Source organism: Serratia sp. TMDUHS_CL (assembly GCF_037137105.1).
Taxonomy (GTDB): Bacteria; Pseudomonadota; Gammaproteobacteria; order Enterobacterales; family Enterobacteriaceae; genus Serratia; species Serratia nevei.
The window spans coordinates 183,812-199,124 of record NZ_JBBBDV010000002.1 but is presented as its reverse complement, the minus strand read 5'-3'; the positions used below and the strand labels follow the sequence as shown (position 1 = coordinate 199,124).

The 15,313-nt window shown below is 63.1% G+C and carries 15 protein-coding genes and 1 other annotated feature; of the genes, 6 read left to right on the top strand and 9 right to left on the bottom strand.

From position 1 onward, the window contains the following. Window positions 1-4: 4 nt before the first annotated feature. From hisH to hisL, 6 genes are all read right to left on the bottom strand, one after another. Window positions 5-595 carry an imidazole glycerol phosphate synthase subunit HisH gene (gene hisH / locus WCL58_RS04685; protein WP_004938803.1) on the bottom strand — a complete coding sequence of 197 codons (591 nt, stop codon included), beginning with the start codon at window positions 593-595 and terminating at the stop codon, window positions 5-7. Then, window positions 595-1,662 (bottom strand): bifunctional histidinol-phosphatase/imidazoleglycerol-phosphate dehydratase HisB, encoded by a 1,068-nt coding sequence (hisB, locus tag WCL58_RS04680; RefSeq protein WP_084826525.1) that lies wholly within the window; start codon window positions 1,660-1,662, stop codon window positions 595-597. Before hisB ends, hisH begins: the two co-directional genes overlap by 1 nt. Continuing rightward, window positions 1,659-2,747, bottom strand: coding sequence for a histidinol-phosphate transaminase (gene hisC / locus WCL58_RS04675; protein ID WP_336850612.1), 1,089 nt, complete (start codon window positions 2,745-2,747; stop codon window positions 1,659-1,661). Before hisC ends, hisB begins: the two co-directional genes overlap by 4 nt. Next, the gene (hisD, locus tag WCL58_RS04670) at window positions 2,744-4,051 is read right to left on the bottom strand and encodes a histidinol dehydrogenase (protein WP_060419856.1); all 1,308 of its coding nucleotides are present in this window, start codon (window positions 4,049-4,051) and stop codon (window positions 2,744-2,746) included. The genes hisC and hisD overlap by 4 nt, the downstream gene beginning before the upstream one ends. A gap of 4 nt (window positions 4,052-4,055) precedes the next feature. Beyond that, window positions 4,056-4,955 (bottom strand): ATP phosphoribosyltransferase, encoded by a 900-nt coding sequence (gene hisG / locus WCL58_RS04665; protein WP_049202244.1) that lies wholly within the window; start codon window positions 4,953-4,955, stop codon window positions 4,056-4,058. Between the two features lie 71 nt (window positions 4,956-5,026). Then, window positions 5,027-5,153 (bottom strand) — a sequence feature (His leader region). Further along, on the bottom strand, window positions 5,129-5,176 hold the full coding sequence (hisL, locus tag WCL58_RS04660) for a his operon leader peptide (protein WP_100396937.1): 48 nt from the start codon (window positions 5,174-5,176) through the stop codon (window positions 5,129-5,131). It overlaps the preceding feature by 25 nt. A 229-nt stretch (window positions 5,177-5,405) precedes the next feature. On the opposite strand from hisL, the gene WCL58_RS04655 reads away from it, so the two are divergent. After that, entirely contained in the window at window positions 5,406-6,230 is an 825-nt protein-coding gene (locus WCL58_RS04655; protein WP_015377257.1) for an SDR family oxidoreductase, read from the top strand. Window positions 6,231-6,245: 15 nt separating this feature from the next. Here the strand turns inward: WCL58_RS04655 and WCL58_RS04650 are convergent, their stop codons facing one another. Beyond that, on the bottom strand, window positions 6,246-7,130 hold the full coding sequence (locus WCL58_RS04650) for a LysR substrate-binding domain-containing protein (RefSeq protein WP_197779994.1): 885 nt from the start codon (window positions 7,128-7,130) through the stop codon (window positions 6,246-6,248). 137 nt (window positions 7,131-7,267) lie between these two features. Between WCL58_RS04650 and WCL58_RS04645 the strand changes: the two genes are divergently transcribed. Then, window positions 7,268-8,458 carry an MFS transporter gene (locus WCL58_RS04645; protein ID WP_197801839.1) on the top strand — a complete coding sequence of 397 codons (1,191 nt, stop codon included), beginning with the start codon at window positions 7,268-7,270 and terminating at the stop codon, window positions 8,456-8,458. Here the strand turns inward: WCL58_RS04645 and WCL58_RS04640 are convergent. Then, window positions 8,449-9,354: a LysR family transcriptional regulator gene (locus WCL58_RS04640; RefSeq protein WP_060421547.1), complete on the bottom strand. Its 906-nt coding sequence runs from the start codon at window positions 9,352-9,354 to the stop codon at window positions 8,449-8,451. The genes WCL58_RS04645 and WCL58_RS04640 overlap by 10 nt on opposite strands. Window positions 9,355-9,602: 248 nt before the next feature. On the opposite strand from WCL58_RS04640, the gene speB reads away from it, so the two are divergent. The 4 genes from speB (at window position 9,603) to WCL58_RS04620 (ending at window position 14,266) form a co-directional block, all read left to right on the top strand. Beyond that, complete coding sequence (gene speB / locus WCL58_RS04635; RefSeq protein WP_033637774.1) at window positions 9,603-10,535, top strand: agmatinase; 933 nt, start codon at window positions 9,603-9,605, stop codon at window positions 10,533-10,535. 77 nt (window positions 10,536-10,612) lie between these two features. Further along, entirely contained in the window at window positions 10,613-11,998 is a 1,386-nt protein-coding gene (locus tag WCL58_RS04630; RefSeq protein ID WP_336850610.1) for a sodium:solute symporter, read from the top strand. A gap of 31 nt (window positions 11,999-12,029) precedes the next feature. Continuing rightward, on the top strand, window positions 12,030-13,457 hold the full coding sequence (locus WCL58_RS04625) for a purine-cytosine permease family protein (RefSeq protein ID WP_336850608.1): 1,428 nt from the start codon (window positions 12,030-12,032) through the stop codon (window positions 13,455-13,457). Next, window positions 13,454-14,266 carry a nitrilase-related carbon-nitrogen hydrolase gene (locus WCL58_RS04620; RefSeq protein ID WP_336850607.1) on the top strand — a complete coding sequence of 271 codons (813 nt, stop codon included), beginning with the start codon at window positions 13,454-13,456 and terminating at the stop codon, window positions 14,264-14,266. Before WCL58_RS04625 ends, WCL58_RS04620 begins: the two co-directional genes overlap by 4 nt. A 63-nt stretch (window positions 14,267-14,329) precedes the next feature. Here WCL58_RS04620 and WCL58_RS04615 read toward each other — a convergent pair whose 3' ends face one another. Next, on the bottom strand, window positions 14,330-15,313 hold the full coding sequence (locus WCL58_RS04615; protein ID WP_055312326.1) for a magnesium and cobalt transport protein CorA: 984 nt from the start codon (window positions 15,311-15,313) through the stop codon (window positions 14,330-14,332).

Below are 15,313 nucleotides of genomic sequence, written 5' to 3'. Positions count from 1 at the left end.
CTGCCTACATCTCCAGAAAGTTTTTCAACAGTTGCGCGCCGGCCGCTCCAGATCGTTCTGGATGAAACTGCACGCCGAAGAAGTTGTCTTTTTGCACGGCGGCGGTGAAGGGCTCGCCGTAGTTCGCCTGGGCGATGGTGCTGGGGCATATCGGCATCGCATAGCTGTGAACGAAATAGAAGTAGGCGCCGTCATCGATGCCGCGGAACAGATGGTGGCCCGCCTGCGCGGACACCTGGTTCCAGCCCATGTGCGGCAGCGGCAGGCCGAAGTCGGTCATCTGCTTGACCGGCGTATCGATGAGGCCGAGCGTGGTCACGCCGCCGTTCTCTTCGCTGCTGGCCGCCAGCAGCTGCATGCCGAGGCAGATGCCCAGCACCGGCTGCGTGCAGGCCCTGATCAGTTCGATCAGATCGCGCTCGCGCAGTTGATCCATCGCCGCCTGTGCGGTGCCGACGCCCGGCAGGAACAGCTTGTCGGCGCGCAGCACGATCTCCGGATCGCGGCTCACCTCCGGCTGATAGCCCAGGCGCCGCACCGCGTAGGTGACGGAGGCCAGGTTGGCGCAGCCGGTATCCAAAATCACCACGTTCATCACAGCACTCCTTTCGAGCTCGGCAGGGTATTGCCCTCGACGCGGATCGCCTGGCGCAGCGTGCGGCCAAACACTTTGAACAGGCTCTCGACCCGGTGGTGGTCGTTTTTGCCCTTGGTCTTCAGGTGCAAAGTACAGCCCATGGTGTAAGAGAGCGAACGGAAGAAGTGCTCGACCATTTCGGTGCTGAGATCGCCGACGCGCTGATAGTTGAACTCGGCCTTGTACTCCAGGTGCGGGCGGCCGGAGATATCCAGCGCGCAGCGCGCCAGGCATTCGTCCATCGGCAACACGAAGCCGAAGCGGGCGATGCCGCGCTTGTCGCCGAGCGCCTTGTTCAGCGCTTCACCCAGCGCCAGGCCGGTGTCTTCCACCGTGTGGTGATCGTCGATATACAGATCGCCTTTGACGTCGATCTCCATGCGGAAGCCGCCGTGGGTGGCGATCTGATCCAGCATGTGATCGAAGAAGCCGACGCCGGTTTTGATCTTGCTGCCGCCTTCGCGATCCAGCCACACGTTGACGTCGATCTGCGTCTCTTTGGTCACGCGATTAACCCGCGCATGGCGATCGCGCAGCGTCAGCTGGCGCACGATCTCTTTCCAGCCCAGCACGCCGCGCTGGTAGCGCAGCCCCTGGATGCCCATGTTTTCCGCCAGCTGCACGTCGGTCGGTCGATCGCCGATCACGTAGCTGTGGGCGGCATTCAGCACGCCGGGTTCGAGGTAACCCTTCACCAGCGCGGTTTTCGGCTTGCGGCAGTCGCAGTTGTCCGCCGGCAGGTGCGGGCAGATCAGCACATCGGAGAACTGAATGCCCTGCGAGCTGAGGATCTGCATCATCAGGTTGTGCGGCGGGTCGAAGGTTTCCTGCGGGAAACTGGCGGTGCCGAGCCCATCCTGATTGGTGATCATCACCAGCTGATACCCCGCCTGTTGCAGCGCCAGCAGGGAAGGGATCACGTCCGGCTCGAGCGCCAGCTTGTCCAGGCGGTCAACCTGGAAATCTTCCGGTGGCTCGGCGATCAGCGTGCCGTCACGATCGATAAAGAGGATTTTTTGGCTCACATTGGCTCCTGGCGAGTCTGGTTGGCACCGGGCAGGGCGGACAAGGCGTCCACCACGCGTTGACATTCGTCGCGGGTGCCTATGGTGATGCGCAGGCAGCCGGACAACCCGGGCTGTTTGTTTTGGTCTCGTAAGATAATGCCCTGATCCCACAAGCTTTTAAACACATTACTTGAGGCGGTGAAGCGGGCCAGCAGGTAATTGCTGTCGCTGGTGAAAACCTGCTCGACGCAGGCGCATTTTTCCAACTGTTGCTGCAGCCAGCTGCGGGTGGCGGCAATGTCGGTGACGCGCTGGCGCATGGTGCGGATACCTTCTTCGCTCAGCGCCTGCGCGGCGATATCCGCCACCGGCGTCGAAAGCGGGTAAGGCGCGATCACTTTCAGCAGCAGGGCGATCAGATCTTCGTTCGCGAGCGTAAAGCCGCAGCGCAGGCCGGCCAGCGCAAAGGCCTTCGACAGCGTGCGCAGGATAGCCAGGTGCGGATAGTCGCTCAGCCACCCGGCCACCGAGGCCTGCGGGCAAAACTCGATATAGGCTTCGTCCACCGCGACGATCGCCTTGCCTTTGGCCAGCTCCAGCAGGTTGCGCAGAGAGTCCGGATCGATCAGGTTGCCGGTCGGGTTGTTCGGGCTGCAGACGTAGATCAGCTTCACGTTGTCCATGCTGTCTGCGATGGCCGGCAGATCCAGCTGCCAGTCTTCTTTGGCGGCCACGGTGCGGCGCTCCACGCCGAAGGTTTCGGCGCTGACGGCGTACATGCCGTAGGTCGGCGGGCAGAACAAGATGGCGTCTTTACCCGGCTCGCAGAAGGCGCGGATCAGCAGCTCGATGCCTTCATCGGCGCCGCGGCTGACCAGCACCTGCTCTTTCTTCACCCCGGCGTAGGCGGCGTAGCGTTCGATCACCAACGCCGGCTGGCACTCCGGATAGCGGTTGAAGGTTTGCGCGGTCAGCTGGAACTCGGGCGCGATCGGGTATTCGTTGGCATTGAGCCACACGTCGCCCTTACCGCCGAGGCGACGCGCCGATTGATAAGGGGTCAGCTCGCGAACGTTGGCGCGCGCCAGTTTTTCGATGCTCATGCTTGCTCCTTCAGGGCGGCGACGCGCAGGGTCACGGCGTTCTTGTGGGCGATCAGCTGCTCGGCGGCAGCCAGCGTCTCGATGGTGGCGGCCAGGTTGCTGAAGCCCTGCGGCGTCAGCTCCTGCACCGTCATGCGTTTTTGAAAATCGGCCAGCCCCAGGCTGGAGCAGGTGGCGGTGTAGCCGTAGGTCGGCAGCACGTGGTTGGTGCCGGAGGCGTAATCGCCGGCGGACTCCGGCGACCAGTCGCCGAGGAACACCGAGCCGGCGCTGGTGATGCCGTCTACCAGCTCGCGCGCATTGCGGGTCTGAATGATCAGGTGCTCCGGGCCGTAGCGGTTGCTGATGGCCACGCACTCAGGCAGATCGCGCGCTACGATCAGGCGGCTGCTCGCCAGCGCCTGGCGGGCGGTCTCGGCGCGCGGCAGCTCGGCCAGCTGGCTTTCCACCGCTTCGGCCACTGCCTGCGCCATTGCTGCGTCCGGCGTCAGCAGGATCACCTGCGAATCCGGGCCGTGTTCGGCCTGCGACAGCAGATCGGAAGCGACAAACGCCGGGGTGGCGCCGGCGTCGGCGATCACCAGCACCTCCGAAGGCCCGGCCGGCATGTCGATGGCCGCGCCGTCGAGACGCTGGCTGACCTGCCGCTTGGCTTCGGTCACGAAGGCGTTGCCCGGCCCGAAGATTTTCGCCACGCGCGGTACGCTTTCGGTGCCGAACGCCAGGGCGGCGATCGCCTGCGCGCCCCCGACCTGAAACACTTCCTGCACGCCGCACAGCTGCGCCGCATACAGGATCTCATCGGCGATCGGCGGCGGCGAGCACAGCACCACCCGGCGGCAACCGGCGATGCGCGCCGGCGTCGCCAGCATCAGCACGGTGGAGAACAGCGGCGCCGACCCACCGGGAATATACAGGCCCACCGAGTCGATTGGGCGGGTCACCTGCTGGCAGCGCACGCCCGGCTGCGTTTCGACGTCCACCGCTGGCAGTCGCTGCGCGTTGTGGAAGGTGTCCACGTTGGCGACGGCCACCGCCATCGCCTGTTTGATGTCATCGCCCAGTCGGGCGCAGGCGGCGGCGATCTGCTCGGCGCTGACGCGCAGCGCGGCGACGTCCGCCTTGTCGAAACGGGCGCTGTAGTCGCGCAGCGCCCGATCGCCGTTGGCCTTCACGTTGTCGAGGATCTCGCTCACCGTGCGGGTGATGCTGTCGGAAGCGGCGATTGCCGGGCGCATCAGCAGCTCGGCCTGGCGTTCGGCGCTGCACGTTGCCCAATCGATCGGCGTGTTGAAGGTCGACATGGCGTTACTCCATCATCTTTTCAATCGGCAGCACCAGAATCGAGCTGGCGCCGAGCGCTTTCAGTTTTTCCATGGTTTCCCAGAACAGGGTTTCGCTGCTCACCATGTGCATCGCCACGCGGTTCTGCGCGCCGGCCAGCGGCAGAATGGTCGGGCGCTCGGCGCCCGGCAGCAGCGCGACGATCTCGTCCAGCTTCTCGCTCGGCGCGTGCAGCATGATGTATTTGGATTCGCGCGCCTGGATCACGCCCTGAATGCGGGTCATCAGGCGGTCGATCAGCTGCTGCTTGGCTTCCGGCATTTCACCGTCGCGCTGAATCAGGCAGGCCTTGGAGCGGTAGATCACTTCCACTTCGCGCAGGCCGTTGGCCTCCAGCGTGGCGCCGGTAGAGACCAGATCGCAGATGGCGTCGGCCAGGCCGGCGCGCGGCGCCACTTCCACCGAGCCGTTCAGCAGGCAAGATTTAAAGCGCACGCCCTGCTTGTCGAGGTATTGCTTCAGCAGGTGCGGGTAAGAGGTGGCGATGCGGGCGTCCTGCAAGTTTTGCGGGCCGGTATATTCGGCGTCGAGCGGGGTGGCCAGCGACAGGCGGCAGCCGCCGAAATCGAGGCGGCGCAGGGTGAAGTAGCGCGGGTCTTCGCCCTGAGCGCGGCGGCTGAGCAGCTCTTCTTCCAGCACGTTTTCGCCGATGATGCCCAGATCGACCACGCCGTCCATCACCAGGCCCGGAATGTCGTCGTCGCGCACGCGCAGGATATCGATCGGCATGTTTTCCGCGAAGGCGATCAGGCGCTGCTGCTGCAGGTTGATCTTGATGCCGCAGCGCGCCAGCAGCTCCTGGGATTCATCGCTCAGGCGGCCCGACTTCTGCATTGCGATCCGTAAACGTGTCTTGTCCAGCATGGTAACCTCTGTTTAATCTGTAATTTTATGAATTTATTGTAAAAACTATTCTTTTCTGTCTGTCCGGAGCCAAAAAAAAACCCTCGGAAGAAATCTTCCGAGGGCTCTCTTTTGCGTTCTGCGCGCCACTGGAAGATTAACAAACCGTCTTCCAGCACTCATCGCCTGAAAGACTAGTCAGGGTGATGGTGATGATGGTGGTTGAACTGAACGCGTGTCATGGTGTTTTTCTCTAATCAAAAGCCGGTAAAAACCGTATGCCAATTAAGCTAAACTATCCGCTGTCCACCGCGCAACCCTTTTTTAACGTCATAAATTTAATTTATTGAAACAGGTTAGGTTATTAGCCACAGACGGCTTTACCTAACCTTAAGCCGGGCAGATTGTATCGCCGTGCACAGTGGCGTAGCCTTAGGGGTAGGGCGCTGCGATCTTCAGGAGAGGAAGAGGATGAAAAAGGTAGCCATTATTGGTTTGGGTTGGCTGGGCATGCCGTTGGCGCTGTCGCTGATGGGGCGCGGGTATGATGTGGTCGGCAGCAAAACCACGCCGGACGGCGTCGAGGCCGCGCGCATGAGCGGCATCGAATGCTATCAACTGGAGCTGACGCCGGAGCTGGTGTGCGATCCGGACGATCTGGAATCGCTGCTGCGTGTGGATGCGCTGGTGGTGACGCTGCCCGCTCGCCGCACCGTCGAAGGCAGCGAGAACTATTTCAATGCGGTGCGCATGCTGGTGGACAGCGCGATGGCCTTCGGCGTGCCGCGGGTGATCTTTACCAGTTCCACCTCGGTGTACGGCGAAACCGCCGGCACGCTGCGCGAAGAGTCGCCGCTGCGGCCGGTCTCGCCGTCGGGCCGGGTGCTGGCCGAGCTGGAGCGCTGGCTGCATGAATTGCCGAACACCTCGGTGGACATTCTGCGGCTGGCGGGGCTGGTGGGCGCCGATCGTCACCCCGGTCGCTTCCTGGCGGGCAAGCTCGATGTGAAGGGCGGTTCGCAGGGGGTGAATCTGGTGCACCAGGACGACGTCATCGCCGCCATCCAGCTGTTGCTGAAGCTGCCGAAGGGCGGTCACGTGTACAACCTGTGCGCGCCGCGTCATCCGGCCAAACGCGAATTTTATCCGGCGCTGGCCGAGCAGCTGCACCTGGAGCCGCCGCAGTTCGCCGACGAAGCGGAGCAGGATGAGCGGCTGGTGGACGGCAACCGCATCTGCAACGAGCTGGGTTTTGAGTACCAGTATCCCGATCCGGCGCGCATGCCGGTCAGTTAAGGCAGCATACGTCGTTTAAAGCGGGAAAAGGTGGCTCGTCACAAAGTCGACGAACAGCCTGATTTTGACTGACAGGTGGCGGCCCGACGGCCAGAGGACATGAAAAACCATGTTCTCGCGGTCGTATTCATCCAGAACCGTCACCAGGCTGCCCTGTTCCAGCTGTCTGCGCACGGCGATCTCCGGCAAATAAGCGATGCCGAGCCCTTGCTCCGCGAAGCACACCTGCGGATCGAGGGTATTTGTCACCATGCTGGCCGGCCGTTCGGGGATCGTCTCCGTCTTGTCCCCCAGCGGCCAGACATCCAGTTTGCCGGTGCTGGGAAAGCGATAATGCAAACGGGCATGGCTTGTCAGATCCTCGGGCTTGCGCGGTATACCCGCTTGGCTGAAATAGCTTGGCGCGCCAACGAAAACCTTGCGGCAGGTCCCCAACCGGCGGGCAACCAGCCGTGAATCGCTCGGGGTGCCGCTGCGGATAACGGCATCGAAACCTTCCTCAATCACGTCAACCAGCCGATCCGAATAATCAATATCCAGCTCGATCTCAGGATAGCGGCGCTTGAAGTCCCCCAGTTTTGGCATGAAAAGCGTGCCCAGCGACGGGAGACTGATGCGCAGCTTACCCTGGGGCGTTCCTCGCGTTTGCAACAGTTCGGCTTCCGCGTCTTTCACCTCGCTCAAAATGCGTCGGCACCTCTCCAGGAACAAGGCGCCTTCCGGCGTCAGGTTGACCGTGCGGGTGGAGCGGTGAAACAACCGCACGCTGAGCCGTTCCTCCAGCCGGGCGATGGTTTTGCTGACCGCCGACGCGGAGATCCCCAGCTGTTGCCCGGCCGCCGTGAAACTGCGGCTTTCACTGACCCGCACGAAAACGTCGAGAGAACCCAAGCTTTCCATAGGCTTCCATTCTATTGATGACCTTTACGTCATGAGTGTTATTCACTTTAGCCTGTTTTTCTTTTATCGGCGAGTGGGCAGCATGATGCAAACGTCATCCGCAATGGGCGGAAACATCTTTGAATGGGGAGTGATTGATGAATCAAACGACGATATCTGCGCCTGCCGCGAGAAGCGATCGGTTGCCGCTGGGGGGCCTGCTGGCGTTGGCGATGGCCGCTTTCATCACGCTGCTGACCGAGATCATGCCGGCGGGCGTGCTTTCTTCGATTGCGGGCGATTTGAGCGTGTCTGAAAGCCTGGCGGGGCAATTCATCACCGCCTATGCGGTGGGGGCGTTGGTCGCCGCCATTCCGCTTACCGCATTGACGCAGGGCATGCGGCGCCGCCCCTTGCTCTTGAGTGCGATCGGCGGCTTTGCCATCGTCAACCTCGTCACGGCGCTGTCGCATGATTACCACGTCTCATTGGCGACGCGTTTCTTCGCCGGCGTTTTCGGCGGCATCGTTTGGTCCTTGCTGGCCGGTTACGCCGTGCGCATGTCACCGGCCCATCTTGGCGGCCGCGCTATTGCGATCTCCGGCGCCGGCGCCACCCTGGCGCTGGTGCTTGGCGTACCGCTCGGCACGTTGCTTGGCCGAGCCATCGGCTGGCAAGGCGCCTTTGGCCTGATGACGTTGATGGCGGTGATGCTCGTGGTGTGGATCATCGCCATCGTGCCGGATTTCCCCGGCCAGGCTAAGGCGCATCGCCCGTCTCTGAGCGGCGTATTCTTGCAATGCGGGATCCGCGCCGTGCTGTTCGTGGTGTTCACCTTCATCGTTGCCCACAACATTCTGTATATCTACCTGGAGCCTTTCCTCAAGCCGTCGGGGTTATCCGAGCGGGTCGATATCGTGCTGTTTATCTTCGGGCTGGGCGCGATTGCCGGATTGGGCGTCGCCGGGATGCTGGTCGATCGACGAGTCCAATCTCTTACGGTAATGAGCATCGTCACCTTTGCCCTCGCCGCCGTGCTGCTGGGGAGTGGGGGACGGATAGCCCCGATGGTTTATCTCGCGGTCGCATTGTGGGGCGTGGCTTTCGGCGGTTTCGCCACCCTCACGCAGACGGCATTGTCACGCCTTTCCGGCCGCGCGGCCGATATGGCGCAGTCCATGTATACGACGGGCTGGAATACCGCCGTGGCCGCCGGTGGCGCGATCGGCGGCATGCTGCTCGACAAGGGCGGAGCGGCCTCTTTTGCCTGGGCCATCATCGGGCTCCTCATCCTGTCTTTAACCGGCACGCTGTTTGCCATGAATCGGGCGCTGGCCTCTCAGCGATGAGGTGATTGGCGTGCGGCACGCGCCAAATCCTCCAGCAGCGCGTTCAACGCCTCGTCGGGCTGGACAGGGCGGCTGACCAGGCTGAGCGTGGCGCGGTAAGAGAGCGCCGCGCCGCCCAGCTGCCGCAGCAGCCCCTGTTCCACCCAGCGCGCCGCGTAGTGGGTGGGCAGGTAGCCGAGACAGGAACCGCTCAGTACCAGATGGGCGACGCTTTCCATATGGTGGGCCACCGCAGCCAGGTGAGGCGGCGCGATCGGGCACAGCTGCTGCGCCAGCAGGTAGCCGCGCTTGACCCAACGCGCGTTTTCAATCTGCTCGCGCTCCGGTTCTTCCACCGCGAACAGCGGGTGATCCGCGCTGCAGTAGATCGCCTGCGTCTCCTCCAGCCATGACTGATAACGCAACGCCTCCAACTGTTGGCCGAAGTAGCCGATGCCCAGATCGAGCTGCCGGTGCAGCAGCCCCTGCTCAATCTCGTTCGGTGAACAGATGCGGCACTGCAATTGCACGTCCTGATGTCGGCGCTGGAAGTGTTTGATGGCCTGGCTGAACGGGTTGCCCGGCAGCGAAACCAGATTATCCACCAGACCGATCTGCAGATCGCCGGTCAGCAGGCCGTTCAGCGACTGGCTGACCCGGGTGAAGTCGCGGGCGGCGTTGAACAGCGAACGGCAGGCGATCAGCATGCGTTCGCCCTTGGGCGTCAGCCGGAAGCCTGAGCGGCCGCGTTGGCACAGGCGAAAACCCAGCCGGGTTTCCAGCGAGGCCAGGTGGGTGCTGATGGTGGATTGGTTCATCAGCAGCGTTTCCTGCGCGGCGCTGACGCCCTGGGCTTCTGCCACCGCGACGAACACCCGCAGCAGTTTCAGATCGATATCGCTTAGGTTGGTGAGCATTCCCCCTCCGCAGAACGTCGGCCGGTTAACCCATTTTTAACATCGAAGAAATAGGGGCGGCGCTGAAGATATGGCCTTCCTTATGGCATGAATTGGAAATAAAAATCAATACTTCAATAAGTTAGTTGCATCGCGTTTTTCGATGTTTACATGCAAAAGCGGGAATGGTAGCCGGGGTGGCCAACGGGGTAGTCTGCGAATGTTGCTCAAATGTTTCAATTCATCGCAGATAAAGACAAGGAAACGCCATGCTGAACCAACCCCAAAGCGGTAACGACATGCCGCGCTTTGCCGGTATTCCCACCATGATGCGCCTGCCCGCGGCCGACCAGGCGCACGGTCTGGATGCCGCCTTTGTCGGCATTCCGCTGGATATCGGCACCTCCAACCGCAGCGGCACCCGCTATGGCCCGCGCCAGATCCGCCAGGAGTCGGTGATGATCCGCCCTTACAACATGGGCACCGGCTCCGCCCCGTTCGAACGGCTGCAGGTGGCCGATCTGGGGGATGTCGCCATCAACCCTTACAGCCTGGCGGACAGCGTGCAGCGCATCGAGGCGGCTTACCACGAGATCCTGGCGCACGGCTGCATGCCGTTGACGCTCGGCGGCGACCACACGCTGACGCTGCCGGTGCTGCGCGCCGTCGCCCGTCGGCATGGCCCGGTCGGGCTGATCCACGTTGATGCGCATTCCGACACCAATGAGGAGATGTTCGGCGAACAGCTGGCGCACGGCACCACCTTCCGCCGCGCGTTCGAGGAGGGGCTGCTGGCGCCGGAAAAGGTGGTGCAGATTGGCCTGCGCGGCAGCGGCTATGCGGCGGACGACTTCGACTGGTCACGGCGCCAGGGCTTCCGCGTGGTGCCGGCCGAGGCCTGCTGGCACCGGTCGCTGACGCCGCTGATGGCGGAGATCCGCGAACAGATGGGCGATGCGCCGGTTTACCTCAGCTTCGATATCGACGGACTGGATCCGGCCTTCGCACCGGGCACCGGCACGCCGGAAGTCGGCGGGCTGTCGGTCTGGCAGGGGCTGGAGATCGTGCGCGGCTGCCACGGGCTGAACCTGGTGGGCGGCGACGTGGTGGAGGTGTCGCCACCTTACGATCGCTCCGGCAACACGGCGCTGCTGGCCGCCAACCTGCTGTTTGAAATGTTGTGCGTGCTGCCGGCCCGCTGAGGCCGGTGCGCTGACCCTACCGGCGGAGCGGTTGCGCCGGGGCCCCTGATAACAATAACAACGGAGTGGAGGTACCCATGAATCTCGATCTGCTGGTCGTGGTGTTTTACTTTCTGGTGATAGGCGCGGTGGGGTGGATGGGCATTCGCCGCGCCAATTCCAAAGAGGCGTATCTGGTCGCCGGGCGCAATCTGGGGCCGGGGCTGTATTTGGGCACGCTGTCGGCGGTGGTGCTCGGCGGCGCGTCGACCATCGGCAGCGTCAAACTCGGCTACACCTACGGCATCTCCGGCGTCTGGCTGTGCGGCGCGCTCGGGCTGGGCATCGTGGTGCTGAGCCTGGTGCTGGCCAAGCCGCTGCTCAAGTTGAAGCTGTATACCGTCAGCCAGGTGTTGTCGCGGCGCTATCACCCGGCGGCGCGGGTCACCAGCGGCGCGATCATGCTGGCGTATGACCTGATGGTGGCGGTGACCTCGATCATCGCCATCGGCAGCGTGATGCAGGTGATGTTCGGCCTGTCGTTCAGCGCGTCTATCCTGCTCGGCGGCGGGCTGGTGGTGCTGTATTCGACGCTGGGGGGCATGTGGTCGCTGACGCTGACCGACATCATTCAGTTCATCATCATGACCGTCGGCATGATGCTGGTGCTGATGCCGATGAGCATCGTCAAGGCCGGCGGCTGGGAAGCCTTCACCAGCCTGCTGCCCGCCGGTTACTACCAGCTGTCGTCGATCGGGTTGGACACCATTTTGGTATTCTTCCTGATCTACTTCTTCGGCATTTTGATCGGCCAGGACATCTGGCAGCGGGTGTTCACCGCCCGCAGCGCCAACGTGGCGCGCTTCGCCGGGCTGGGAGCGGGCGTCTATTGCGTGCTGTACGGCGTGACCGGCGCGCTGATCGGCATGGCCGGCAAGATCGTACAGCCGTCGCTCAGCAACACCGACGGCGCCTTCGCCGCCATCGCGCAGGCGGTGTTGCCGGTCGGCGTCAGCGGGCTGGTGGCCGCCGCGGCGTTGGCAGCGCTGATGTCCACCGCCAGCGCCTGCCTGCTGGCCTCTTCCACCATCGCGCTGGAGGACGTATTGCCGGCCATCCGGCGCAAACCTTCCGGCGGGTTGGCCGCCGGGCGCTTCACCACGCTTCTCATGGGCGTGGTCATGCTGGGGCTGGCGTTTGTGGTACGCGACGTGCTGGCGGCGCTGACGCTGGCTTACAACCTGTTGGTGGGCGGCATGCTGATCCCGCTGGTGGGGGCGATCTTCTGGCCGCGCGCCACCAGCGCCGGTGCCATTGCCAGCATGCTGACCGGCAGCCTGTGCGTGGTGGGGCTGATGATCTGGCACGGCATCGACGCCAACAGCCCGATCTACGGCGGCCTGCTGGGCGGCGGCGTCGCCTTCGTGTTGGGCAGCCTGTTGAGCCGCCCGGCAGCGCAGCTGCAGCCGCAAACCGAGCGTTGAGACGAGGCTAATGATCGCGACGAGGTGGAACATGAACAATCGCAATGTGGCGTCACGCCCAAAAATTGAAGTGCGCTCGATAGACTATGTGCCCCGTCACGAGCGGCATGGCAAGGTTTGGCATCAGGCGCCGTTTTGGTTTACCGGTAATTTCGTTTTGACGACGATGGTGGTCGGTTTCACCGGCCCTGCGTTGGGGTTGGGCGCGCTTTATTCGATGCTGGCCATTGCCGCCGGCGTAGGGTGCGGCACGTTCTTCATGGCGTGTCATGCCAATCAGGGGCCGCGCATGGGGCTGCCGCAGATGATCCAGTCGCGGGCCCAATTCGGCCTGCGTGGCGCCATCGTGCCCTTTGCCGCCGTGGTGTTTGTTTACATCGGTTTCAACGTGTTCAACGTTATTCTCGCGACCGATGCGATCAACACGGTGTTGCCGGGGCACCGTCTGCCCTGGTATGCGTTGCTGATCGCGGTGGCCGTGCTGTTGGCGATCGTCGGCCACGATATGCTGCATGCGGTGCAGCGCTGGCTGACCTATGTGATGATGGCGGTGTTCGGCGTGCTGACGATCGGCGCCGCGTTGTCGCTGCGGATGGATGCCGCCGTCGGCGCCGGGCATTTCTCGTGGGCGGCCTTTTTGATTCAGCTGTCGGCCGCCGCCGGCTACCAGATCAGCTACGCGGTGTACGTTTCCGACTATTCGCGCTATCTGCCGCAGGAAACGCCGTCTGCCAAAGTGATCTTTTGGACTTATCTGGGGGCGGCAGGATCGGCGCTTTGGCTGATGTCGCTGGGCGCGTTTCTGGCTTCAGCCTTACCGGCCCCCGATGCGATCGGCAGCGTACAGGCGGTGGGTAATGCCGTTTACCCGGGGTTTGGCACGCTGGCCGTGCTGATCGCCGTGCCCTCGCTGGTCGGCATCATGGCGGTCAACTGTTATGGCGCAATGCTGACCAGCCTCGGCGCGATTGACGCGTTCCGTAAAGTGACGCCGACGTTGAGATTACGCATGATCGGCATTGGCGTCGTCGCCCTGACGGTATTTGCGGTGGCGTTGGCTATCCCGGCAAGCTATCTCGCCAGCTTCAACACCTTCGTGCTGCTGATGCTGTATTTCCTGGTGCCCTGGACGGCGGTGAATCTGATGGACTTTTACGTGGTGCGCGGCGGGCATTACGCGATCGGTGAAATCTTCAACCCGGCGGGGATCTACGGCCGCTGGGGGCGCCCTGGCCTGACGGCCTATGCGATCGGCCTGCTGGCGATGGTGCCGTTCATGACGTTGGGCTTTTACACCGGCCCCTTTGCTGTTTTACTGGGCGGTGCGGATATCGCTTTTCTGGTCGGCCTGCTGGTGGCCGGGAGCGTTTATGTCGTGATGTGCCGGAAGCTCGATCTTGAAGCCGAACGGCGGGTGGCGTTGTGCTGCGAAGGTTTATTGGAAGGAGAACGGGAGTGAAGGAAAAAATCAGCGTCGCATGCTGCCAGTTAGCGTTGCGGGTCGGGGAAGCGGAACACAATCGGGCACTGTCCGCCCAGGCGATCCGCCGGGCGGCGCAGCGCGGCGCCAACGTCATCGTGCTGCCGGAGCTGGTGAACAGCGGCTACGTGCTGCGTGATAAGGCGGAGGCGCGCGCGTTGGCCGAGGCCGAAGACGGGCCTAGCCTCAGCCTGTGGCGGGGCCTGGCGCGCGAGTTGGATGTGGCGATCGTCGCCGGTTTTTGCGAGCGCCTGCCTGATGGCGAGGTGGCCAACAGCGCGGCATTGATCGATGCGCAGGGGGTGAGGGCGATTTATCGCAAAGCGCACCTGTGGCATGAAGAGAGCACCATTTTTACCGCCGGCGATCGGCCGCCGCCGGTCGTCGAGACCCGCTTCGGCCGGTTGGCGGTGATGATCTGTTACGATCTCGAATTCCCTGAGTGGGTGCGGCTGCCGGCGCTGGCCGGCGCTCAGTTGTTGTGCGCGCCGGTCAACTGGCCGCTGGCGCCGCGCCCGCAGGGCGAACGGCCGGCGGAGATGGTGAAGGCGCAGGCCAATGCCGCCGTCAATCGGCTGTTCATCGCGGTGTGCGATCGTTGCGAAACGGAGCGCGGCGTCGCGTGGATCGGCGGCTCGGCGATCGTCGACGCCGACGGCTATCCATTGACGCAGAGCCTGACGGGCGAAGGCATGGTGCTGGCATCGATGGATATCGGCGCGGCCGATGACAAGCGCATCGGCCGCCACAATCACGTGCATCGCGATCGGAGGCCGATGCTGTACTGAAGCGGCGGGGCGGGCTGCCCCGCAGAGGGTTTTTGCCGGCGGCAACAGCCGCCGTTTTGGCGCTTACAGCCAGCCCGATTTCTTCAGCTTCTGATACAGGAAAATGCAGCCGACGGCGGTCACCCCCAGCGTGGCGTGGTAGGCCCACGGGAACTTCAGCTCCGGCATGTCGGCGAAGTTCATGCCGTACAGGCTGAAGACCACCGTCGGAATGGCCAAAATCGCGCCCCAGCCCGCCAGCCGTTTCACCACTTCGTTCTGCTTGACCGTCACCAGCGCCAGGTTGACGTGCATGGCGTTGGTCAGCATTTCACGCATGTCGTCGATATTGCTGACCACCTGATGCGCGTGATCCTGCACGTCGCGCACGTAGGCGCGCAGCTCTTTCGGGATCACCTCTTCGTGCAGGCGGATCAGCTGGTTGCAGATTTCATCCATCGGCAGCGCGGCGTTGCGCAGCGCCAGCAGATGGCGGCGCAGGGTATAGACGTTCTCGATCGCCGCCTGATCGAACTCCGACTGGAACATGTTGGCTTCGATATTCTCGATGGTGCTCTCGAAGCGCGCCACCACGCTGCGGTAGTTGTCCACCACGAAGTCCAGCACCGAATAGAGGGCGAAGCCCGGCCCACGGCACATCTGCTTGCGGTTCTCTTCCGCCTTGGCGCGGATCGGCGCGTAGCTGGGCGAGGCGCCGTGGCGCACCGTCACCAGAAAGTTTTTGCCGACGAAGAAGTGGGTTTCACCGTATTCGATTTCGTCGTGCTCGCCCCACTGCGCGGTTTTAACCACGATGAACAGCGAATCGCCGTAGGTCTCCAGCTTCGGCCGCTGGTGCGCGCACAGCGCGTCTTCGATCGCCAGATCGTGCAGGCCGAACTCCTCCTGCACCTTGCGCATAAACGCCGGTTCCGGCTGCCGGAGCCCCAGCCAGACGAAGGTGTCCGGCTGTTTGACCACCTCGCTGATATCGTCGATGGTCACTTCGCCCAGCCGTTGGCCGGCTTTGTACGCCACACAGTTCACCACCATGCTTTTGCTGTCCAT